The organism is Rhodopseudomonas sp. AAP120 (assembly GCF_001295845.1).
Classification (GTDB): domain Bacteria; phylum Pseudomonadota; class Alphaproteobacteria; order Rhizobiales; family Xanthobacteraceae; genus Rhodopseudomonas.
Map to the genome: position 1 here is coordinate 26,862 of NZ_LJIC01000015.1, position 20,448 is coordinate 47,309.

The 20,448-nt window shown below is 66.3% G+C and carries 19 protein-coding genes and 1 pseudogene; 13 read left to right on the forward strand and 7 right to left on the reverse strand.

Annotation, left to right across the window (positions count from 1 at the left end; translation table 11 throughout):
- Nucleotide 1: 1 nt before the first annotated feature.
- The 5 genes and pseudogenes from IP86_RS28935 to IP86_RS02165 all read right to left on the reverse strand — a co-directional run bounded on the left by IP86_RS28935 (nucleotide 2) and on the right by IP86_RS02165 (nucleotide 4,199).
- Complete coding sequence (locus tag IP86_RS28935; protein ID WP_054161058.1) at nucleotides 2–910, reverse strand: VOC family protein; 909 nt, start codon at nucleotides 908–910, stop codon at nucleotides 2–4.
- 42 nt (nucleotides 911–952) lie between these two features.
- A pseudogene (locus IP86_RS28940) lies at nucleotides 953–1,354 on the reverse strand (DoxX family protein); the annotation flags it as partial.
- Nucleotide 1,355: 1 nt separating this feature from the next.
- Nucleotides 1,356–3,236: an amidohydrolase gene (locus IP86_RS02155; RefSeq protein WP_054160931.1), complete on the reverse strand. Its 1,881-nt coding sequence runs from the start codon at nucleotides 3,234–3,236 to the stop codon at nucleotides 1,356–1,358.
- The gene (locus tag IP86_RS02160) at nucleotides 3,233–3,523 is read right to left on the reverse strand and encodes a XapX domain-containing protein (protein ID WP_054160932.1); all 291 of its coding nucleotides are present in this window, start codon (nucleotides 3,521–3,523) and stop codon (nucleotides 3,233–3,235) included. The genes IP86_RS02155 and IP86_RS02160 overlap by 4 nt, the downstream gene beginning before the upstream one ends.
- 25 nt (nucleotides 3,524–3,548) lie before the next feature.
- The gene (locus tag IP86_RS02165; RefSeq protein ID WP_054160933.1) at nucleotides 3,549–4,199 is read right to left on the reverse strand and encodes a hydrolase; all 651 of its coding nucleotides are present in this window, start codon (nucleotides 4,197–4,199) and stop codon (nucleotides 3,549–3,551) included.
- A gap of 246 nt (nucleotides 4,200–4,445) precedes the next feature.
- On the opposite strand from IP86_RS02165, the gene IP86_RS02170 reads away from it, so the two are divergent.
- The gene (locus tag IP86_RS02170; protein WP_054160934.1) at nucleotides 4,446–6,080 is read left to right on the forward strand and encodes an MFS transporter; all 1,635 of its coding nucleotides are present in this window, start codon (nucleotides 4,446–4,448) and stop codon (nucleotides 6,078–6,080) included.
- Between the two features lie 12 nt (nucleotides 6,081–6,092).
- Here the strand turns inward: IP86_RS02170 and IP86_RS02175 are convergent, their stop codons facing one another.
- Nucleotides 6,093–6,563 (reverse strand): hypothetical protein, encoded by a 471-nt coding sequence (locus tag IP86_RS02175; RefSeq protein WP_054160935.1) that lies wholly within the window; start codon nucleotides 6,561–6,563, stop codon nucleotides 6,093–6,095.
- Nucleotides 6,564–6,860: 297 nt separating this feature from the next.
- Between IP86_RS02175 and IP86_RS02180 the strand changes: the two genes are divergently transcribed.
- On the forward strand, nucleotides 6,861–7,730 hold the full coding sequence (locus tag IP86_RS02180; RefSeq protein WP_245290507.1) for a Crp/Fnr family transcriptional regulator: 870 nt from the start codon (nucleotides 6,861–6,863) through the stop codon (nucleotides 7,728–7,730).
- On the opposite strand, the gene IP86_RS02185 is transcribed toward IP86_RS02180, so the two are convergent.
- Nucleotides 7,711–8,643, reverse strand: a complete 933-nt coding sequence (locus IP86_RS02185; RefSeq protein WP_054160936.1) for a hypothetical protein — start codon at nucleotides 8,641–8,643, stop codon at nucleotides 7,711–7,713. The genes IP86_RS02180 and IP86_RS02185 overlap by 20 nt on opposite strands.
- Before the next feature lie 294 nt (nucleotides 8,644–8,937).
- On the opposite strand from IP86_RS02185, the gene IP86_RS02190 reads away from it, so the two are divergent.
- The 11 genes from IP86_RS02190 to IP86_RS02240 all read left to right on the forward strand — a co-directional run bounded on the left by IP86_RS02190 (nucleotide 8,938) and on the right by IP86_RS02240 (nucleotide 20,445).
- Nucleotides 8,938–10,032: an inositol-3-phosphate synthase gene (locus IP86_RS02190; RefSeq protein WP_054160937.1), complete on the forward strand. Its 1,095-nt coding sequence runs from the start codon at nucleotides 8,938–8,940 to the stop codon at nucleotides 10,030–10,032.
- A 7-nt stretch (nucleotides 10,033–10,039) separates the two neighbouring features.
- Nucleotides 10,040–10,633 (forward strand): histidine phosphatase family protein, encoded by a 594-nt coding sequence (locus IP86_RS02195; RefSeq protein WP_054160938.1) that lies wholly within the window; start codon nucleotides 10,040–10,042, stop codon nucleotides 10,631–10,633.
- Between the two features lie 46 nt (nucleotides 10,634–10,679).
- On the forward strand, nucleotides 10,680–11,444 hold the full coding sequence (locus IP86_RS02200; protein ID WP_054160939.1) for a TIGR04290 family methyltransferase: 765 nt from the start codon (nucleotides 10,680–10,682) through the stop codon (nucleotides 11,442–11,444).
- A complete protein-coding gene (locus IP86_RS02205) occupies nucleotides 11,441–12,385 on the forward strand; it encodes a glycoside hydrolase 5 family protein (protein ID WP_054160940.1) in 945 nt (314 codons plus the stop codon). The genes IP86_RS02200 and IP86_RS02205 overlap by 4 nt, the downstream gene beginning before the upstream one ends.
- Nucleotides 12,386–12,564: 179 nt before the next feature.
- Entirely contained in the window at nucleotides 12,565–13,677 is a 1,113-nt protein-coding gene (locus tag IP86_RS02210; RefSeq protein WP_054161060.1) for an NAD-dependent epimerase/dehydratase family protein, read from the forward strand.
- Nucleotides 13,674–14,738, forward strand: a complete 1,065-nt coding sequence (locus IP86_RS02215; RefSeq protein ID WP_054160941.1) for an NAD-dependent epimerase/dehydratase family protein — start codon at nucleotides 13,674–13,676, stop codon at nucleotides 14,736–14,738. The genes IP86_RS02210 and IP86_RS02215 overlap by 4 nt, the downstream gene beginning before the upstream one ends.
- Nucleotides 14,735–16,021 carry a TIGR04295 family B12-binding domain-containing radical SAM protein gene (locus tag IP86_RS02220; protein WP_054160942.1) on the forward strand — a complete coding sequence of 429 codons (1,287 nt, stop codon included), beginning with the start codon at nucleotides 14,735–14,737 and terminating at the stop codon, nucleotides 16,019–16,021. The genes IP86_RS02215 and IP86_RS02220 overlap by 4 nt, the downstream gene beginning before the upstream one ends.
- Nucleotides 16,018–17,121, forward strand: coding sequence for a glycosyltransferase family 4 protein (locus IP86_RS02225; RefSeq protein WP_054160943.1), 1,104 nt, complete (start codon nucleotides 16,018–16,020; stop codon nucleotides 17,119–17,121). The genes IP86_RS02220 and IP86_RS02225 overlap by 4 nt, the downstream gene beginning before the upstream one ends.
- The gene (locus IP86_RS02230; protein ID WP_054160944.1) at nucleotides 17,118–18,239 is read left to right on the forward strand and encodes a CgeB family protein; all 1,122 of its coding nucleotides are present in this window, start codon (nucleotides 17,118–17,120) and stop codon (nucleotides 18,237–18,239) included. Before IP86_RS02225 ends, IP86_RS02230 begins: the two co-directional genes overlap by 4 nt.
- Nucleotides 18,236–19,327: a CgeB family protein gene (locus IP86_RS02235; RefSeq protein WP_054160945.1), complete on the forward strand. Its 1,092-nt coding sequence runs from the start codon at nucleotides 18,236–18,238 to the stop codon at nucleotides 19,325–19,327. Before IP86_RS02230 ends, IP86_RS02235 begins: the two co-directional genes overlap by 4 nt.
- Nucleotides 19,324–20,445 (forward strand): CgeB family protein, encoded by a 1,122-nt coding sequence (locus tag IP86_RS02240; RefSeq protein WP_054160946.1) that lies wholly within the window; start codon nucleotides 19,324–19,326, stop codon nucleotides 20,443–20,445. Before IP86_RS02235 ends, IP86_RS02240 begins: the two co-directional genes overlap by 4 nt.
- Nucleotides 20,446–20,448: the final 3 nt, after the last annotated feature.

Below are 20,448 nucleotides of genomic sequence, written 5' to 3' on the forward strand. Positions count from 1 at the left end.
ATCACTTTGCCGCGGCGTGCTTGGCAGTCACCGCGTGAATCTCCGCCACATAGCCACCGGGAAACTGCACCATGGCGGACTTCCGATCCTCGAATGCCACCGGTTCACCCAGCACTGTTACGCCGGCCGCCTTCGCCTTCGCGAGGGTCGCGTCGAGATCCGCGACCTCGTAGCCGGTGGTCTCGTGCCCGTAAGGATAAGGCAGATGGCCGTCGGTGACGAGCACCACCATCTTGCCGAACGCGGATTCAATTCGCACCCGCTTGATAGACGCGGCCGGCTTGCCGACCTCAGCGCCGGCCGCCTTGTCCGTCTCCGATACGATCTTGCCGCGCGAGAAGGCCAGGAAGCTTCGCACGAAGGCGTCGGCGCGGTCCGCCGGCACATAGACTCGGTTCTCCGGAATTTTCTCGAACGCCGCGTAGTCCGGCTTGGTCGTGTGCCAGTACAGCTGCATGTTGACGCCGCCGGGCCACTGCACCACCGCGTCGCGCCCGATCGGGTCTGGGAAGGTCGATACGACCACCGAAGCGCCGGCGGCTCGTGCCTGCTTGATCGCCACATCGATGTCGCTAACCAGATAGCCGTTACGTTCGGCGCCGAACGGATACGGAATCGGCGTCTTGAAGCCGAACAGCGAGACCGTGCCGACCGGGGTCTGCAACAGCTGCGACGTGGTGCTGCTCGGGGTCGGCGTCACCGTGGCGACCACCTGCTTGGTGCTCTTGCCGCCAAAGGTCGCCAGGAAGCTCGCCACGAACTTGTCGACGTCATCGGGGGCCACATAGACGTGCGTGGTGTCGTATTGCGGCGCCACCGCCACGGCAGGCTTGGCTTGCTTCGCCGCCACCGGCGAACTCAGCGCCGCGGCGAGGGCCAGCAGCAGAATCGGTTTCGACAGCTGTTTCATAGAAGTCTCCTTGCAAATGTCAGGACGCCGGCCGCATCCGGAGGACAGCATCGCCACCAGGACAAATCCGGCGATCAGTCCGAGATGTTCGAAGAAGGCATTGGTCAGCATCCAGCGGTCCGCGGCCGGAGCTGTCCAGAACGCATTCGCCGCCAGCATCGCCACCAAAGTCAGCACGCCCAGCGCGCCGGCGCCGAGCCAGACCAGACGATCGGCGAGCACCAGCGCCGAGCCCCCGAGTTCGATCCCGATCGCCAGCGACGCCCACAACCAGCCGGGACGCAGGCCGAATGCCTCTTGCTCGGCGACGGCGCCGGCGAAGTCGAGCAGCTTCACGACGCCGCCGAGCAGATAGGCGGAGACCAGCGCGAGCCTTGCGGCGTGCCACAGCAGCGGCGACGCCAGCAGCGTCGCCACCCACCGCGGCTGGTCCGCCGGTCTCACCTCACACCGCCCAGCACGCGCAGCCGAGCGCGCCCCAGAAGCTCTTGAGGTCGGCGATCGGCAGCTTGCTCGACCATGCTGTCGCATGATCGTGGCCGTGAACGCCGCAGGAATTGGCGCAACCGCAGGAGGCGATCGCCTGCCGCGCTACCGCGTTGCCCGAGGCGGGCTCGTCCGCCCAGGCCGCATAGCCACCGAACCGCCGCACCGGCGACCAGTCCGGCATCGCCGGCGGCGGGGCGGAGTCGTCGAGCTTGGCGAAATCACCGGCGCCATACACCACCTTGCCGCCGACCACCGTCAGCAGCGACGTCGTGTCGGCGATCTCCGCCTCGCTGCAGGCGAAGTAATCGCGGTCAGGAACCACCACATCGGCGAGCTGGCCGACGGCAATGCGGCCCTTCTTGCCTTCTTCATTGGAGAACCAGGTGACGTTCTCGGTCCACATCCGCAGCGCCGTCTCGCGATCCAGGCAGTTGCGCTGCGGTGTGATCCGCAGGCCGCCGACGGTGCGGCCGGTGACCAGCCAGGACAGCGACACCCACGGATTATACGACGCCACGCGGGTCGCGTCGGTGCCGGCCGACACCTTGACGCCCTTGTCGAGGATCTTCTTCACCGGCGGCGTCGCTTCCGCCGCGCCGAGGCCATAGCGTTCGACGAAATACTCGCCCTGGTAGGCCATGCGGTGCTGCACCGCAATGCCGCCGCCGAGCGCGGCGATGCGGTCGATCGACTGATCGGAAATCGTTTCAGCGTGATCGAAGAACCAGTGCAGCCCCTCCAGCGGCATCTCCTGATTCACCTTCTCGAACACGTCGAGCGCCCGCGAGATGGTCTCGTCATAGGTCGCGTGCAGCCGCCACGGCCATTTGTTCTGCACCAGGACGCGCACGACCTCCTCGAGCTCGCCCTCCATTTCCGGCGGCATGTCGGGCCGCGGCACGCGGAAATCCTCGAAGTCCGCCGCCGAGAACACCAGCATCTCGCCGGCGCCGTTGTGGCGGAAGTAGTCGTTGCCCTGCTGGTATTTCGACGTCTTGGTCCAGTTGAGAAAGTCGTCCTTCTCGCCCTTCGGCTTCTGCGTGAACAGATTGTAGGCAAGCCGGATCGTCAGCTGCCCTTCCTCGTCGAGCTTCTGGATCACCGCATAATCGTCGGGATAATTCTGGAAGCCACCGCCGGCATCGATCGCGCCGGTGACGCCGAGCCGATTGAGCTCGCGCATGAAATGCCGGGTCGAGTTGACCTGATAGTCGAACGGCAGCTTCGGGCCCTTTGCCAGGGTCGCGTAGAGGATGTTGGCGTTCGGCTTGGCGAGCAGCAGACCCGTCGGATTGCCGGCGGCGTCGCGGATGATCTCGCCGCCGGGCGGCTCCGGCGTATCCTTGGTGTAGCCGACGGCGCGCAGCGCCGCGCCATTGAGGAGCGCGCGGTCGTAGAGATGCAGCAGGAACACCGGCGTATCCGGCGCCACCGCGTTGAGCTCGTCGATGGTCGGCAGCCGCTTCTCTTCGAACTGATGCTCGGTGAAGCCGCCGACAACGCGCACCCATTGCGGCGGCGGGGTGATCGCCACCTGGCGCTTCAGCATGTTCATCGCGTCGGCGAGCGAGCGCACGCCGTCCCAGCGCAGCTCCATGTTGAAGTTGAGACCGCCGCGGATGATGTGGAGATGGTTGTCGATCAGGCCCGGCAGCACACGCCGGCCCTTGAGGTCGATCACCTTGGTCGACGGCCCGGCCAGCGGCAGCACCTCGTGATCGTGTCCCACCGCGACGAAGCGGCCGCCGCTGATTGCCACCGCGCTGGCAGTCGGGTTGGAGCGGTCGAGCGTCGTGAACAGGCCGCGGTGCAGAATGAGATCCGGTGCATCGGTCATGAGGTCTTCTCCGGTGGATTGGGATGCGCGGCTGACTTGGACGATGCGTCGTCCTGGCCCGGCAGCATCCCGAACATGTGCGGCGCGCATTTCGCCTGCCGCCAAGCGGCAGCGAGGCCGTGACCGGCCATCACCTGCCGCGCCACCGGCACGATCTGTTCGCCCGCCAGAATCCCGAGCAGCCCGACCAGCGCCACCAGAGGTGGCGCCGGCGAGCGCACGTTGATCAGGCTGTAGATGACGCCGACCAGCAGGCCGGCGCCGAGGGACAGCAGATAGACTTTCATCGCGCTCTCCCGCGTGAAGCCGGAGTTACGCGGCCTTGGTGCCGCCCTCGGAGGCATGCTCGCCAAGCGCCCACTTCGAGAAGCGAACCTGGATACCGTAGGGCGAATGCGCGCGCAGGATGTCCATCATGCCGTCGTAGGTCTCCGAGCGCGCCCAATCCTGCTGCAATTCGAAGGCGTACTGGCACGAGGTGATCGGCACCGCGCCGGCCTGGATCGCCCGCTCCATCGCGCGATTGTGCGCTTCGATCGACAGGTCGCCGCACGCATCGGCCGGGATGTAGATCTCGTAGCCTTCCTTGAGCATGTCGAGCGTGGGGAACATCACGCAGGCCTCGGTCCAAAGGCCGGCGATGACGAACTTCTTGCGGCCGGTGGCGGCCACCGCCTTGCGGAAGTTCGGGTCGAGCCACGAGTTCATCGAGGTGCGGTCAATGATGTCGTGGTTCGGAAACAGGTCGGTGACTTCCGGCATGAACGGGCCAGAGAACGAATCCTTGGCGACCGTCGAGATCACCGTCGGGATCTTGAACAGCTTCGCCGCCTTGGCGAGAATCTGGATGTTGTTGAACACGCCCAGGCGATCGTGGGACTGCACGCCCTGATACATCGCCGGCTGATAATCGATCAACGCGATCGCGCTGTTGTCGGGCGTCAGCATATCCAGTTTCGACATCGAAGGTCTCCAAGTGGGGTGAGCGACGCGGCTGCGCCAGGTTCGTTCACTACCTTGCGCAAGATCGACGTACAGGGCTTGGACGAACCCGTCGCCGATTGCACGAACGCGCGGTGGGCGCGGATCACCCAAACGTTCAAACCATCGCAGAAGCCTGCAAGTCTGCGATCGGCGGCGCCGATACTCTGCCGAGAACGACCGCCAACCCCTGCCGCACGGCCGCGGCGTTCGCCGATCGAGGACCGCATGCAGCCAGCCGGCGAACGCTCAACCCAGGTCGAGGCCAGCAACTCGGCGTGGGTGGCGTTTCGCCACACCGCTTTTACGGTGGTGTGGACCGCGACCGTTGTCGCCAATGTCGGCACCTGGATGTACAACGCGGCGTCCGGCTGGCTGATGACCAGTCTGGAGGCCGATCCCCTCACCGTCTCGCTGGTGCAAGTCGCATCCAGCCTGCCAATGTTTCTGTTCGCGATCCCGGCCGGCGCACTATCGGACATCATCGACAAGCGGCACTTCCTGATTCTGATCGAGATCGTCCTCACCGTGTTCGCCGTCGCCAGCGCGCTGCTGGTGTGGCTCGGACTGATGAACCCGACGCTGCTGTTGCTGTTCACTTTCCTGCTCGGCGCCGGCGCGGCGTTCGCGGCACCGGCCTGGCAGGCGATCGTGCCGGATCTGGTGCCGAAGCAGGACCTTGCCTCGGCGGTCGCCAGCAACGGCGTCGGCATTAATATCAGCCGCGCCCTCGGCCCGGCGCTCGGCGGCGTGGTGATCGGCGTGATGGGCATGGCGGCGCCGTTCTGGATCAACGCGCTCAGCAATTTCGCGGTGATCGGCGCGCTGCTGTGGTGGCGTCCGGTGTCGACGCGGACTGCCAATCTGCCGGCGGAGCGGCTGATGAGCGCGATCGTGATCGGTTTCCGCCACGCGCGCTACAACCCCGATCTGCGCGCCACGCTGGTACGCGCGGTGGCGTTCTTCTTCTTCGCCAGCGCCTATTGGGCGCTGCTGCCGCTGGTCGCGCGACGGCAGATCGCTGGCGGTCCCGAACTCTACGGCATCCTGCTCGGCGCGATCGGGCTCGGCGCCATCGTCGGCGCCTTCCTGCTGCCTTCGTTGAAGAAGCGCCTCGGCCCGGACCGCATGGTCGCCGCCGGCACGCTCGGCACCGCGATCAGTTTGGTGCTGCTCGGCAGCGTCACAAGGGTCGAACTCGGCTTCGCTGCCTGCATGCTGGCCGGCATCTCGTGGATCGCAGTGCTAGCCAATCTCAACGTCTCGGTCCAGGTCTCCCTGCCCGATTGGGTGCGTGGCCGCGGCCTCGCCATGTTCGTCACGGTGTTTTTCGGCGCGATGACGGCCGGCAGCGCGCTCTGGGGCCAGCTCGCTTCATCCTACGGTCTGCCGCTCGCGCATTTCCTGGCGGCCGCCGGCGCGGTGCTCGGCGTGGCGCTGACCTGGCGCTGGAAACTGCGCGGCGGTGCTACGCGGGATCTGGCGCCGTCGATGCATTGGCCTGCGCCGGTGCTGGCGATCGACGCCGAGCCCGATCAGGGCCCGGTGCTGATCACGGTCGAGTACCGTATCGCTGCGGACGAGCGCGACGACTTCCTGCGCGCGCTGCACAAGCTCAGCCATCAGCGCCGCCGCGACGGCGCCTACGCCTGGGACGTGTTCGAGGACGCCGCCGACAAGGGACGCTTTCTGGAAGTGTTTCAGGTCGCGTCATGGCTCGAACATCTGCGCCAGCACCAGCGCGTCACCAATGCGGATCGCATCGTCCAAGATTCAGTGCGGCGCTTTCACGCCGCCGCCGAGCCGAAGGTCACGCATTTGCTTGCCGCGTCGTTTCCCTCCGACGCGAGCCGCCGTTTCTGATCGGCAGCGCCGTCAGAACAGCCCGTGCACGCCGCCCACGGCGCCGGCGACGGTGATCAGCGCCAGCGTGCTCAGCACGCGGTGGCCGCGCAGCGCGACGCGAAATGCGCCATCAGGATCCCGGCGCGCACGGGCGTCGAACCAGGCGTGTAGAAACAGCGGCTCGGCGACGAACAGCATCAGCATGAACATCGCCCACAACGCGATCATGGCGTGGAGCCACCAGAAGCCCGCATCGGTGATGCGATCCCAATGGCCGAACACAGCGAACAAATAGAAGCCGGAGATTCCCGCCAGCAGCACCGAGATGCGCGCCTGCCAGGCAAAGCGCCGCTCCAGCGCGTCGAACACCGCAAGCCGGCGCTCGACCTCGAACTCGCGCAAGCTCGGCAGGATGACAAAGGTCACGAACGCCAGCCCGCCGATCCAATGCACGACGGACAACACATGAACGGCGCGGGCTGCGGCGGGCCAGTCAATCATTTGATCACATGCCGACGGCCTCGCTGTTGGCAGGCAAGTGTCGTCGTCCCCTGTCGAAGCAATAGCGTCGCGCACTCACCGTCATGGCACACCGCTTTGACGGCAGAACTCGCTTAATCTAGCTCAGGAACGCCCCTCGCGTTTGCGCCTGCGCAAACTCCGCAGCGGCTAGGCGTCGCGGCCGACTGCTGCACCCACGAGGTGACGCGAATATCAAGGCCCGCTCGCACGGTGGCGCACCGACCTGGGTCGGATGGTTCCAACCGGAACGACCTGCGCTGACAGTGTCACAAGTTAATGACGCAGACGACCGAACGACTACTCTGCCGCGACATTTTGGTCGTCGGTTGGAACAATCAGCAGATGCAGTCGGGTTTCGCATTCTCTCAATTCGCCAAACGACTGACGAGCCTCGCGGACCTGACCGATTCCGACTTGCAATTGCTGGCGGAGATGCCGGCTGCGATCCATCACTTCGCGCCGCGCGAAATCCTGCTGCGCAAAGGCGATCGGGCCGAGCACTGCTGTGTGCTGCTACAAGGCTATCTGTGCTGGCGCGACGGCAGCGGGCGAGACCGCCAGATCACCGCAATCCACGTCCCGGGCGATGTTCCGGATCTGCACGCGATACTGATGCCCTGCGCCGACGCCACCCTGACGGCGCTCGGGCCGGCCGTGGTGGCCCTGGTGCCGCATGTGTTCTTCCACCGCATCGCCGGGCAGTCCCGCAAGATGGCGCATGCGCTGTCGATGCTCAGCCTCGCCGATATCGGCGTGCTGCGCAACTGGGTGGTGAATCTCGGCACCCGCAACGCGATGATGCGGGTCACGCATCTTCTATGTGAAATCGTCACTCGCCTTCAAGCCGTCGGCCACGCCGGCAATTACCAGTTCCCGTCGCCGTTCACGCAGTCGGATCTCGCCGCGGCGTGTGGGATCTCCGCCGTCCACGCCAATCGAATCGTCCAGGACCTGCGCCGCGCCGGCTCGCTGCAGTGGCGCTCGAAAACGATCACCATCACCGATTGGAACGCGCTGCTGCGGCTGTCGGGTTTCACGCCGGATTACCTGCAGTTGCGCGGCACCGAGACAATAGGTGCGGCATCGCCGCGGGAAACGGCAGCGCAGCGACCTCGCCTCGGTGACTTCAGCCTCGCGCTGCCATGAGCGCCGCGCGCACCTCGATTACAACGCTCGACCAGTCCCCCGGCTCGGGCTGGTGGAACAAACGTAAGCTCGGATACCAAATCGAACGCTCGCCAGTCAGCGGCCATCGCCAATCGCAGTCGGCATGCAACATCACCCAACACGGCCGCCCCAGCGCGCCGGCCAAGTGCGCAACCATCGTGTCGACCGTGATCACCAGATCGAGCTCGCAGATCCGCTGCGCGAGAGCCATCAGATCCGATGTGCTGATATCGAGCGCCCCGATCTGAGCCGCCGCGGCGCCTCCACCCAGTTGCAGCGAATACAAAGCCACTCCACCGATGTTCAACATCGCGAGTTGATCGGGCGGCACGGCGCGCCGCTTGTCCCAGTTGCCGACCTCCCACATCAGTCCGACGGCAAAACAGTCTTTGGCAACCGCCGATGACGCGGTCGACGTCGTCGGCAGTCGCAGATAAGGCTGCCGCATGCCGACCAGGTCGGCGTCGGCACGGATCGCGTGCGGGATCTCCATGATCTCGATGTCGACGTCGAATGCGACGTCCGGAGTGCCGTCATGCAGTGGCACCACACGCCCCGATGCAACGGCTTGCATCAGCGGCAGCAACTCCGGCTGGCACCACACGATCACCTCCGCGGCGATGTCGCTAAGCGCCGGCAGGAACCGCGCGAACTGCATGGTGTCGCCGAGCCCATGATAACAGCGCACCAGCACGCGCCGGCCCGCCAGCGGTTCGCCGCGCCAGATCCGCTGCAGATGCCGAGGCCCGGCATGCTTGTCCGGTGCCGCGAGGCATAGTTCCGGCAGGTCGCGATCGGTGATGTGCCAGGCGCGCGCAAAATCGCCCGCGCGCATTGCGGCGGTCCAATCACCGCCCTCCTCGCCGCTCTGCGCTTCACCTGGGATGCTCATCGCCACTCGAACGCGGTGCAATCGGGTTTGTTCTAGCGCGGCGCAACGAAGCTGACGCCCTCGCGTGCAGCTTCTTCTACTACAATGTCGCGGCAGTCGGCCCACGCGCATCTTCTACTTAGCTCGCCGGCAAACTTATCCGGCGTTAAGTTATGGCGCGGATTCATCGCTGGTGAGCCTGACGCGGCCGATTTGCCGCCTTCGCGATAGGAACGATCGCAAGATGCTCACGTTCGCGAAGGTACTTACCTTGTCCACGGCCGCTCCGTGCTGCCATTCGGAGGGCGTCCCGCGATGCATTCACGTCTCCAAGACCGGCGCCGCGTCCGGGTCGGCATCGTCGGCGTCGGCAATTGCGCGAGTTCGTTCGTCCAGGGCTTATCCTACTACAGCGACGCGCGGTCGAACGAGCCGGTGCCCGGCCTGATGCACGTCGATCTCGGCGGCTACCACATCAGCGACATCGAGATCGCCGCGGCGTTCGACATCCACGCCGACAAGGTCGGCCGCGACGTCGCCGACGCAATCCTGATCAAACCCAACAACACGCATCGTTTCGCGCAGGTGCCGCCGACCGGAACCATCGTGGCCCGCGGCCCGACGCTCGACGGCGTCGGCCGCTACATGGACGACGACATTCCGCTCTCCGACGCCGCCGAAGCCGATGTCGTGGATACGCTGCGCAAGTCACGCACGGATGTGCTGGTCTCCTATCTGCCGGTCGGCTCGCAGAAGGCGACCGAATGGTACGCCGAGCGCGCGCTCCACGCCGGCTGCGCCTTCGTCAACTGCATTCCGGTGTTCATCGCCTCGGATCCGGCCTGGCGCGCGCGCTTCGAGGTCGCCAATCTGCCGATCGTCGGCGACGACATCAAAAGCCAGCTCGGCGCCACCATCCTGCATCGCATGCTCGCCAATTTGTTCCGCGAGCGCGGGGTCCAGCTCGACCGCACCTACCAGCTCAATGTCGGCGGCAACGCCGACTTCAAGAACATGCTGGAGCGTGAGCGGCTGGCGTCGAAGAAAATCTCCAAGACCCAGGCGGTCACCAGCCAGTTCGACGTGCCGCTCGAGGCGGACAACGTCCACGTCGGCCCGAGCGACTTCGTGCCGTGGCTGAGCGATCGCAAGCTCGCTTACATCCGGCTCGAAGGCACCACCTTCGGCGGCGTGCCGCTCAGCGCCGAGCTCAAGCTGGAAGTGTGGGATTCGCCGAACTCCGCCGGCGTGGTGATCGACGCGGTGCGCTGCGCCAAGCTGGCGATGGATCGCGGCATCGGCGGCGCCCTCACCGGCCCGTCGAGCTATTTCATGAAGTCGCCGCCGCGCCAGTTCACCGACGAAGAAGCCCGCCTCGCCACCCAGGATTTCATCGAGGGCAAGGCGTGAGGCCGCGATGGTGAAGGTCATGCACCTCGTCCGCCACGGTCATCACGCCCTGCTCGGCAAGAAGCTGTGCGGCCGGATGCCCGGCGTCGATCTCGACGATTGCGGCCGCGAGCAGATGTGGCGCTGCGCCGAGCTGATGACGCCGCCGCCCGACGCGATCCAGAGCAGCCCGCAGCCGCGCACCCGGCAGTCCGCTTCGCTGCTGGCGGCGCAATTCGATCTGCCGATCGAGATCGTCGGCGCCGCGGACGAGATTGATGTCGGCGCCTGGACGGGAGTGGGGTTCGCCGATCTGGCGCGCGATCCCAGATGGCGGACATGGAACGAGCAGCGCGGCACGGCCCGCCCGCCCGGTGGTGAAAGCATGGCCGAGTTGCAGCGCCGGATCGTCCGGCACATCGAGGCGCTACGCGACGACCCCAGCGACACGATCGCGATCGTCAGCCATGCCGAGCCGATCCGCGCGGCGCTGCTGTACTACCTGAACCGATCGCTCGACGACTTCCTGTCGGTCGAGGTCGAGCCCGCCAGCATCTCGACGCTGCTGGTCTGGCCGGACCGGATCAGCATCCGCGACATCAACCGGCAGGTCCCGGCGTGATGCTGCGGCTGATCTGACGCCCCACTGCCAACGGCGGGAGCCTGACATGACAACCACTTTGTCGATCGAAGAAATTCGCCGCCGCGTCAGCGAGCTGGGGCCGTGGTTTCACAATATCGAGCTGAACGGCGTTCCGACCGCGCCGAAGCATTTCCTCGGCGATTATCCGCGGGTGAAATGGCAGCGCTTCGCCGGCGTCATCCCCGACACGCTCGCCGGCAAGACGGTGCTCGACATCGGCTGCAACGCGGGTTTCTACGCCATGGAGATGAAGCGCCGCGGCGCCGATCGTGTGCTGGGTCTCGACACCGACGACGAATATCTGGCGCAGGCGAAGTTCGCCGCCGACGTCAACGGCCTCGACATCGAGTTTCGCAAGATGTCGACTTACGACGTCGGTCAGCTCGGCGAGACCTTCGACCTCGTGATCTTCATGGGCGTGCTCTACCACCTGCGTCACCCATTGCTGGCGCTCGACCTGATCCGCGAACACGTCGCCGGCGACATGATGCTGTTCCAGTCGATGCTGCGCGGCAGCCCGCAGGTCGATGCCGTCGATGCCGACTATGATTTCTGGACGGTGTCGCAGTTCGACAGCCCCGGCTATCCGAAGATGCACTTCATCGAGCAGCGCTACGCCGAGGATCCCACCAATTGGTGGGCGCCGAACCGCGCCTGCGTTGAAGCCATGCTGCGCAGCGCCGGCTTTGCGATCGCCGCGCATCCGGAAGAGGAAGTCTATCTGTGCCGGACCGCGCCGCGCCCGCAGGCCGACGGGGCCGTCTATCCCGCGCGAAGGAGCCACGGATGATCGAAGCCGCCAAGATCTGGAACGAGCCCAACAACAAATCGCATTGGGATCTCGAACTCGACCCGGCCTGGGAGAAATTCGCCGAGATGGCGATCGCGGCGGGGCGTGCGATCCGCGCGGTGCATCCGACGCTGCCGCGCGTGCTCGGCGGCATTTCGCCGATCGATCCGGCCTTCATCATCAACATGAAGGAACGCGGCGTCCTCGAGCATGTCGACGTCGTCGCGGTGCACGGCTTCCCGCTCGACTGGAATCTCTGGCAGATCGACGAATGGCCGGCGAAGCTCGCCGAGATCCAGGCGCTGGTGGCACTGCCGGTGTGGGTGACCGAGGTTGGCGTGTCGTCGTTCGGCGCCGAAGAAGTCCAAGCCTGGGGCCTGCAACGCACCGCGGAACTGCTCGGCGGCCGTGCGCCGCGGATCCACTGGTACAGCCTGTATGATCTGCCGACCGCGTGGGAAGCGACCACGCGGCATCGCGAAGCCGAAGGCTCCAGTTATTATCGGCACTTCCACATGGGGCTGCTGCGCGAAGACGGCACCCCGAAGAAGGCGCTGAGCGTGTACGAGCAGCATGCGCATGCCATCGGCCTGTGCCAGTGGTTTCACTATCAGGACCACCGCCTCGACGAGGCGGTGCGCTGGCTGCGCCGTCTCGGCGTGAAGCAATTGCGGACCGGGCTGTCCTGGGCCGACAGCTTCCGTCCCGATGCGCTGTCCTGGTTCGACCGGCAGATGGAGGCGCTGGCCGAATTCGACGTCACTGTCACGTTCTGCTTCACGCCCGAACATCTCGGCGTCGCGCCGCATCACACCAGCGCGCCGAAGCAGCCCGAAGCATTCGCGGAGTTCTGCGGCCGGATGATCGAGCGCTATTGCGATAGCAGCACCCGCGCCAGCGCCCCACCCGTTCCAATCCTGGCCGATGCGCCAGCGCCGTGAACTTCACTCAGGTTAGTAAACCAGATGAAGGAAGCGTCAGATCAGCTGTTCGATAGGAACGAACACACCGCCGCTCTCTTCTCACCTTCATGTAAGTACCACGATGCGTGCGCCGAGCACGAGCGTTCGCGCCCTCCCAGGGTGCGTGCAAAGTTTCAACGACAAGGGAGATGCGCGCAGTGGCACGGGTGCTGATTACAGGAGGCGCTGGGTTCATCGGTTCGCACGCCGCCGACGCTCTGCTGGGTGCCGGCTACGATATCCGCGTGCTCGATAATCTGTCGCCGCAGGTGCACGGCACGACGCGCAAGCGGCCCGACTATCTGGCCGACGATGCCGAGCTGATCGTCGGCGATGTCACCGATCCGATCGCGGTGGAACGCGCGCTGCGCGGGGTCGACAAGGTGCTGCACCTCGCCTCCGCGGTCGGCGTCGGCCAGAGCATGTACGACATCGCATCCTACGTGCAGATCAACGAGCTCGGCACTGCGGTGCTGCTCGAAGCGCTGGCCAAGCGCCCGGTCGGCAAACTCGTCGTCGCCTCGTCGATGAGCATCTACGGCGAAGGGCTGTGCCGCGCATCGGACGGCACGACGGTTGCCCCTGCCGAGCGGCCGATCGGCCGACTACGCCAGGGCGATTGGGAGCTACATGCCGACGACGGCCAGCCGCTCGAGCCAGTTCCGACCCCGGAAACCAAGCAACCTGCGCTCAGCTCGATCTACGCGCTCAACAAATACGCGCAGGAGCGGATGAGCCTGATCACCGGCAAGGCCTACGGCATCTCCACCCTGGCGCTGCGATTCTTCAACGTGTTCGGCCCGCGCCAGGCGCTGTCAAATCCCTACACCGGCGTGCTGGCGATCTTCGCATCGCGGCTGCTCAACGAGCGCCCGCCTCTCGTATTCGAAGACGGCCTGCAGCGGCGCGACTTCGTGCATGTCCGCGACGTCGCCCGCGCCTGCGTGCTGGCGCTGGAAAGCCAGCAGACCGACGCGGTCTACAACGTCGGCTCGGGTCAGTCCCGGTCGATTCTGTCGATCGCGCAGGACCTCGCTCGGGTGATGGGACGGCCGAACCTGCAGGCCGAGGTCACCGGCAAGTATCGTGCCGGCGACATTCGGCATTGCTTCGCCGACATCAGCCACAGCAAGGCAGAACTTGGCTTCGCCCCCAGCGTTTCGTTCGATACAGGGCTCGACGAACTCGCCACCTATCTGGCCGATCAGATCGCCGAAGATCGCGCCGAACAGGCCACCGAAGAGTTGCTGCGTCGGGGATTAGTCGCGTGAACCGGCATGACCTCGACAAACCGACCCTGATCACCGGCGGCTGCGGCTTCATCGGCTGCAATCTGGCGGATCGTCTCGCCGGCCAGGGTGGCCGCGTCATCGCGCTGGACAGCTTTGCCCGCGCCGGCGTGCAGGAAAACGCGACCTGGCTGAAGGCGCGCCATGGCGATCGCGTCGAGATCGTCCATGCCGACATTCGCGATCCGACCCCGTTGATCGACGCGGTGCGCGACAGCCGTGCCGTCCTGCATCTCGCCGCGCAAGTCGCGGTCACCGACAGTGTCGACGACCCGGTGACGGATTTCGAGATCAACGCCCGCGGCACGCTGAATGTACTCGAGGCGATCCGGCTGCATAATCCCGATGCTCCACTGCTGTTCGCGTCGACCAACAAGGTCTACGGCCGCCTGATCGAGGATTCCGAAGTCGAGCGCCGCGGCGACCGCTACGTGCCCCGCGCCGAAGCGCTGGCGAACGGCGTCTCGGAAGCCACCCCGCTCGACTTTTACAGCCCCTATGGCTGCTCGAAAGGCACCGCTGATCAATACGTACACGACTATGCCCGCGTTTACGGGCTGACAACGATCGTGCTGCGGATGAGCTGCATCTACGGGCCGCGGCAATTCGGCACGGAAGATCAGGGCTGGATCGCGCACTTCCTGCTCAGCGTCTTGCGGGGCCAGCCGCTGACGATCTTCGGCGACGGCTATCAGGTGCGCGATGCCCTGCACGTCGCGGAGGCCGTCGACGCCTGGCTCGGCGCGCTGGAGCATGCCGAGCGGCTCAGAGGCCGCGTGTTCAATCTCGGCGGCGGGCCGGCGCACTCCACCAGTCTGCGCGAGCTGATTGCGGGGATCGCCCGCATGACCGGGCGCGAGGTGCAGCACTCCTTCGCCGAGTGGCGCCCCGGCGACCAGCCTTGGTACGTCACCGACACTCGCGCGCTCGAGGACGCGCTAAGCTGGCGCCCGCAGATCGGCCTGTCTGAAGGCCTCGCATCGCTGCACGACTGGCTCTCCACCCGGTTCGGCTCCTCTTCAAAGCGCGAGGCCAGCGCATGAGCCGTGTCGCGCTGATCAACCCGCATTGGCAGTTCGAAGGCAGCATCTATTTCGGCTGCCGCTCGCCGCATTTGCCGATCGAACTCGGCGTCTCGCAGCATCTGCTGCAGCGGGCCGGTCACGCGACGCTGCTGCTCGACGCCCACATGTTCGAGCTGACCACCTCCGACATTCGCGCCGAGCTGGCGTCGTTCGAGCCGGATCTGGTGGTCATCACCACCGCGCCGACCTATCTGTTCTGGCGCTGTGCGCCGCCCGAACTTCGCGTGCCGCAGCAGCTGATCACGGCGATCCGCGATCTGGCGCCAACGATCGTCGCGGTCGGCCCGCACGGCTCGACCACGCCCCGCGCCGCATTGCGCAAGCTCGGCGCCGAGTTCGTGGTGATGGGCGAATGCGAGCACTCGGTGCTGCGGCTGGCCAATGGCGAACGCGGCTTCGCCGGCCTGTGCTACGCCGAAGGTGAGGACGTCCGCGTCAATGGCGGCCCGCAAGCGGCGCCTTTCATCGACCAGCCGGCATTGAGCTGGCCGGACGAGATGATCCGGCGCCATCACCATCATCATCACCGCTTCGAGGCGGAGCCGGTCGGTCCCGGCGCCGAGGTCGAGGCTTCGCGCGGTTGCCCATATCACTGCACGTTCTGCGCCAAGGAGAATTTCCGCGACGCCTATCGCCGGCGCCCGCCCGCCGTGGTGCTGGACGAGGTTGCGGCGCTACGCGACCAGGGCACCGAATATGTGTACTTCATCGACGAGATCTTCCTTCCGAACGCCGAGCTGTTGCAGGGCCTGGTCGGCCGCGGCCTGAAGTTTGGCGTGCAGACCCGGATCGATCTCTGGAAGCCCGAAATGCTCCAATTGCTCGGCCGCGCCGGCTGCGTCTCGATCGAAGCCGGCATCGAGAGCCTGACGCCCGAGGGCCGCGAGGCGCTCGCCAAGAATTGCCGGATGACCACCAATCAGCTCGCCGACCGCCTCATCGAGGCGCGGCGGCACGTGCCGTTCGTGCAGGCCAATCTGATCGAGATGCCGCAGGACGACGACCCCGTGGTGCAGCGCTGGCGCGCCCGGATGCTCGACGCCGGGGTGTGGGCCAACGATCCGGTGCCGCTGTATCCCTACCCGGGCTCGCCGGACTATCGCAAGCTGTGGGGCATGCCCGACGACTCCGCCTGGGAGCGCGCGCATCAGCATTATCTTGCGCTGTTTGATCGCTTCAGCGACGTGCAGGAGCAGCGTCCCGTGCCGCTCGCCGAACTCGAATTGCAGGCCGCGCGATGAACGGCTCACCCCTCACGCTGCTGATGACGGCCGACACCGTGGGCGGCGTGTGGACCTATGCGGCGAGCCTGGCCCGCGCGCTGGCGCAGCGCGACGTCAAGGTTCACCTGGTGACGATGGGACCGCCGGCGCGGCCGGATCAGCGGGCGATGATCTCCGATGCGCGGATCGAGTTGATCGACAGCGAACTCGACCTGGAGTGGCGCGATCCCGGCGGCGACGATGTCGCACGGGCGCGCGGTTTGTTGCGCCGGATCGAGCCGCGGGTGCGGCCAGCCGTCGTCCACCTCAACAGCTTCCGCGAAGCCAGCTACGACTGGCATGCGCCGACCTTGCTCGTCGCGCATTCCTGCGTCAACTCCTGGTCCCGCGCCTGCGGCGACGGCGGATGGCTGCAGCAGCCGCACTGGCGGAACTACACGCACGCGGTGGCGGCCGGCCTCGCCGCTGCGAACGCCTGGGTCGCCCCCACGACCGCTCTGCGCAAAGAGATCCTTGCGATCTATCAGCCGGGCTCGCCGAGCGAGGTGATTTGGAACGGCATCGATCATACCTTGGCGGCGATGCCGCCTAAGCGCAACTTTATCCTGGCGGCCGGCCGGATGTGGGATGCGGCGAAGAATTTGTCGGCGCTCGCCGAGGCTGCCGCCGGCCTGCCGTGGCCGGTGCTGGTCGCCGGCGACGAGTCATCGGAACCCGCGAGCGCGGAAAATCTGGCGTGCCTTGGTAGGTTGCCGCACGCGGCTCTCACGGCCCGGATGCAGCGCGCGGCGATCTTCGCCAGCCCCGCCAAGTACGAGCCGTTCGGCCTCGCGGTTCTCGAAGCGGCGGCCGCTGGCTGCGCGCTGGTGCTGTCCGACATCGCCAGCTTCCGCGAATTATGGGACGGCGCGGCGCGGTTTGTGCCGGCGTCAGATCCCCAGGTGCTCCACAAGGCGCTGGCGGAGCTGTGCGCCGACCGGGCCGAGCGCGAGCGTCTGCAGTACGCGGCCGCCGAGCGCGCCCGCCGCTATGCCCTCACCCGCACGGCCGACGCGTATCACGCGCTGTATCACAGGCTCGTCGCCGCAGCCGCCCGCGATCTCAAGGTGCCCGCATGAAATGCGTCCTGTTCTATCACGCCTTCAGCTCCTGCTGGAATAACGGCAACGCGCACTTTGTCCGCGGCGTCGCGCGGGAGCTCGCCAGTCTCGGCCACCAGGTCGTGGTGTATGAGCCTGGCGACGGCTGGAGCCGCAGCAATGCGCTGGCGGATGGCGGTGCAGACGCGTTGGTTGAAGTGACGGAGTTGTTCGCCGACGTCGAAATCCGGGTCTACGAACCGACGCTCGACCTCGATGAGGCCCTCGACGGCGCTGATCTCGTGCTCGTCCATGAGTGGAATCCCCCGGAGCTGATCGCCGAGATCGGCCGCCGGCGACTGAGCGGCTCGTTCGTGGCGCTGTTTCACGACACCCACCACCGCGCCGTCACCGCGCCCGACGAGATGGCGCGGTTCGAGCTCGACGGCTTCGATGGCGTGCTGGCGTTTGGTGAGGCGCTGCGGCAGATCTATCAGCAGCGCGGCTGGGCGCGGCGCGCTTTCACCTGGCACGAAGCCGCCGACACCGCGCTGTATCACCCGCTGCCCGACGTCGCCCGCACCGACGATCTGGTGTGGATCGGCAACTGGGGCGACGGCGAGCGCAGCGCCGAGCTCGCGGAGTTTTTGATTGGTCCGGTCGCAGCGCTCGGCCTGCGCGCCGCGATCCACGGCGTGCGCTACTCGCGCGAGGCGCTCAGCGCCATCAAAGCCGCCGGCATCGCCTATCGCGGCTGGCTGCCGGCGCACCGCGTGCCCGAGGCCTTCGCAGCCGCGCACGTCACCGTGCATGTGCCGCGCGCGCCTTACGCCAAGGCACTGCCGGGTATCCCGACCATCCGGATGTTCGAGGCGATGGCTTGCGGCATCCCGCTGGTGTCGGCGCCATGGGACGACGCGGAAGGATTGTTTCCGGACGGCAGCTACCTGAAGGCGCGGACCGGCCGCGAGATGCAAGATGTGCTGCGGACGCTGCTCGCCGACCCGGACCTTGCGACCGACATCTCCGCCGCAGGCCTGCAGGTCATCGCAGAGCGGCACTCCTGCCGCCACCGCGCCCTCGAATTGCTGACGCTGACCGAGAATATTCGCGGCCGGCAGGCACGGCCCACGCGACTTGAAGAGGCTCACCTATGAGAATCGCATTCTTCGGCTCGAGCCTGGTCTCCTCCTACTGGAACGGCGCGGCGACCTATTATCGCGGCATGCTCAAGGAGATCGCGGCGCTCGGCCACAGCATCACGTTCTACGAGCCGGACGCGTTTGACCGCCAGGCTAACCGCGACATCCCGGACCCGAGCTACGCGCGCGTTCACGTCTACCCGGCCACCAAAGACGGCTGGCAGCGTGCGCTGGCCGAGGCGGTCGGCTCCGCCGATCTGTTGATCAAGGCCAGCGGCGTCGGCGTGTTCGATGCCGACCTCGAAACTGCCATCGCACAGGCGCCCGGCCCGGCGATGCGGTTCTATTGGGACGTCGACGCGCCGGCGACGCTCGACGCCATCGAGCGCGATGCCATGCACCATCTGCGCGACGCCATTCCGCGCTTCGATCTAGTGTTGACTTACGGCGGCGGCGAGCCGGTGATCAGCGCCTATCGCCGCTTCGGCGCGCGCGACTGCGTGCCGCTGTACAACGCGCTCGACCCGGCGACGCATTTTCCCGCCACCCCCGATCCGCGCTTCGCCTGCGACCTTGGCCTGCTCGCCAATCGCTTGCCCGATCGCGAGACGCGGATCGAGCGGTTCTTCTTCGACGTCGCGCAGCAATTGCCGGACAAGCAGTTCGTGCTCGGCGGCTCTGGCTGGGCGTCGAAGGCGATGCCGTCCAATGTGCGAGCGGTCGGCCACGTCGGCACCGGCGATCACAACGCGTTCTTTGCGTCGGGGCGCGCGACGCTCAACGTCAATCGCGACAGCATGGCCCGATACGGCTTCTCGCCACCCACCCGGGTGTTCGAGGCGATCGGCTGCGGCGCCTGCCTGATCACCGACGCCTGGGAAGGTGTCGAGCTGTTTCTCGACCCCGGCCGCGACGTGCTGGTCGCAGCCAGCACGGACGACGTGGTGCGGCATCTGCGCGAGCTGAGCCCGCAGCGCGCTGCCGAGATCGCCGAGCGAGCCCGGCGGCGCATCCTGGCCGACCACACCTACGCCCGCCGCGCGCAACAGTTCAATCGCCTGTTCAAGGGCGCCACCCTGGCAACCACCGAGGCCGCCGAATGAACCTCGACATCGTCATCATCGGATTATCCGTCACCTCGTCGTGGGGCAACGGCCATGCCACGACCTTCCGCGCGCTGATCAACGCATTGGCGCGCGAAGGCCATCGCGCGACCTTCCTGGAGCGTGACGTGCCGTGGTATCGGTCGCATCGCGATCTGGTCGAACCGGCAGACTGGAACATCGAGCTGTACGAGACCCTGCCCGAGCTGCCGCAGCGTCACACCGCGCTGATCCGCGACGCCGACCTGGTGATCGTCGGCTCCTACGTGCCGGACGGCATCGCTATCGCCGACTGGGTGACATGTACCGCCCAAGGCGTCACCGCATTCTACGATATCGACACGCCGGTGACGTTGGCGGGGCTGCCACGTGGGCTGAGCTATCTCACCGCGCCGCTGATCCCACGATTCGATCTCTATCTCTCGTTCGCGGGCGGCCCGATCCCCGAACTCCTCGAAAAACAGTACGGCAGCCCGCTTGCATGCGTGCTCCCCTGCAGTGCCGATCCGGATCTCTATCAGCCTCGTCAGATCGCAAAGCGGTGGTCTCTCGGCTATCTCGGCACCTACAGTGACGACCGTCAGTCCGGACTAGAGAGTTTGTTGATCGCGCCCGCCACGTCGCTCGACGATCAGAATTTCGTCGTCGCCGGGTCGCAATATCCGCCTGCGATCATTTGGCCGGAGAATGTCGAGCGCATCGCGCACCTGTCTCCCGATCATCACGCCGATTTCTATGGAGCGCAGCGTTTCACACTGAACCTCACCCGCGCCGACATGCGCGCTCTTGGCTATTCTCCCAGCGTGCGTCTGTTCGAAGCCGCGGCTTGCGGCGTGCCGGTGATCTCCGACCGTTGGCCAGGACTGGAGACGGTTTTCAAGCCGGCGAGCGAAATCCTGCTCGCGTCCGAGGCCCGCGACGTGATCGAGATCCTTCGCGACATGCCCGACGAACGACGATCAGCCATTGGCGAAGCCGCCAGACGACGCATCCTGGCCGACCACACACCCGCTCATCGTGCTCGCCAGTTGGTCGCCTACTACGCCGAAGCCTCAGGCCGTCGCCGCACGAAGTCGCTTCGTCCGGTCGAGCGCCCGATGCAAGCGGCCGAACTCTGAAGG

Excerpts from the sequence above, each read along its gene's own strand:
- IP86_RS28935 (WP_054161058.1), bottom strand. The coding sequence starts at position 910 with ATGAAACAGCTGTCGAAACCGATTCTGCTGCTGGCCCTCGCCGCGGCG.
- IP86_RS02155 (WP_054160931.1), bottom strand. The coding sequence starts at position 3,236 with ATGACCGATGCACCGGATCTCATTCTGCACCGCGGCCTGTTCACGACG.
- IP86_RS02160 (WP_054160932.1), bottom strand. The coding sequence starts at position 3,523 with ATGAAAGTCTATCTGCTGTCCCTCGGCGCCGGCCTGCTGGTCGGCGTC.
- IP86_RS02165 (WP_054160933.1), bottom strand. The coding sequence starts at position 4,199 with ATGTCGAAACTGGATATGCTGACGCCCGACAACAGCGCGATCGCGTTG.
- IP86_RS02170 (WP_054160934.1), top strand. The coding sequence starts at position 4,446 with ATGCAGCCAGCCGGCGAACGCTCAACCCAGGTCGAGGCCAGCAACTCG.
- IP86_RS02175 (WP_054160935.1), bottom strand. The coding sequence starts at position 6,563 with ATGATTGACTGGCCCGCCGCAGCCCGCGCCGTTCATGTGTTGTCCGTC.
- IP86_RS02180 (WP_245290507.1), top strand. The coding sequence starts at position 6,861 with ATGACGCAGACGACCGAACGACTACTCTGCCGCGACATTTTGGTCGTC.
- IP86_RS02185 (WP_054160936.1), bottom strand. The coding sequence starts at position 8,643 with ATGAGCATCCCAGGTGAAGCGCAGAGCGGCGAGGAGGGCGGTGATTGG.
- IP86_RS02190 (WP_054160937.1), top strand. The coding sequence starts at position 8,938 with ATGCATTCACGTCTCCAAGACCGGCGCCGCGTCCGGGTCGGCATCGTC.
- IP86_RS02195 (WP_054160938.1), top strand. The coding sequence starts at position 10,040 with ATGGTGAAGGTCATGCACCTCGTCCGCCACGGTCATCACGCCCTGCTC.
- IP86_RS02200 (WP_054160939.1), top strand. The coding sequence starts at position 10,680 with ATGACAACCACTTTGTCGATCGAAGAAATTCGCCGCCGCGTCAGCGAG.
- IP86_RS02205 (WP_054160940.1), top strand. The coding sequence starts at position 11,441 with ATGATCGAAGCCGCCAAGATCTGGAACGAGCCCAACAACAAATCGCAT.
- IP86_RS02220 (WP_054160942.1), top strand. The coding sequence starts at position 14,735 with ATGAGCCGTGTCGCGCTGATCAACCCGCATTGGCAGTTCGAAGGCAGC.
- IP86_RS02225 (WP_054160943.1), top strand. The coding sequence starts at position 16,018 with ATGAACGGCTCACCCCTCACGCTGCTGATGACGGCCGACACCGTGGGC.
- IP86_RS02230 (WP_054160944.1), top strand. The coding sequence starts at position 17,118 with ATGAAATGCGTCCTGTTCTATCACGCCTTCAGCTCCTGCTGGAATAAC.
- IP86_RS02235 (WP_054160945.1), top strand. The coding sequence starts at position 18,236 with ATGAGAATCGCATTCTTCGGCTCGAGCCTGGTCTCCTCCTACTGGAAC.
- IP86_RS02240 (WP_054160946.1), top strand. The coding sequence starts at position 19,324 with ATGAACCTCGACATCGTCATCATCGGATTATCCGTCACCTCGTCGTGG.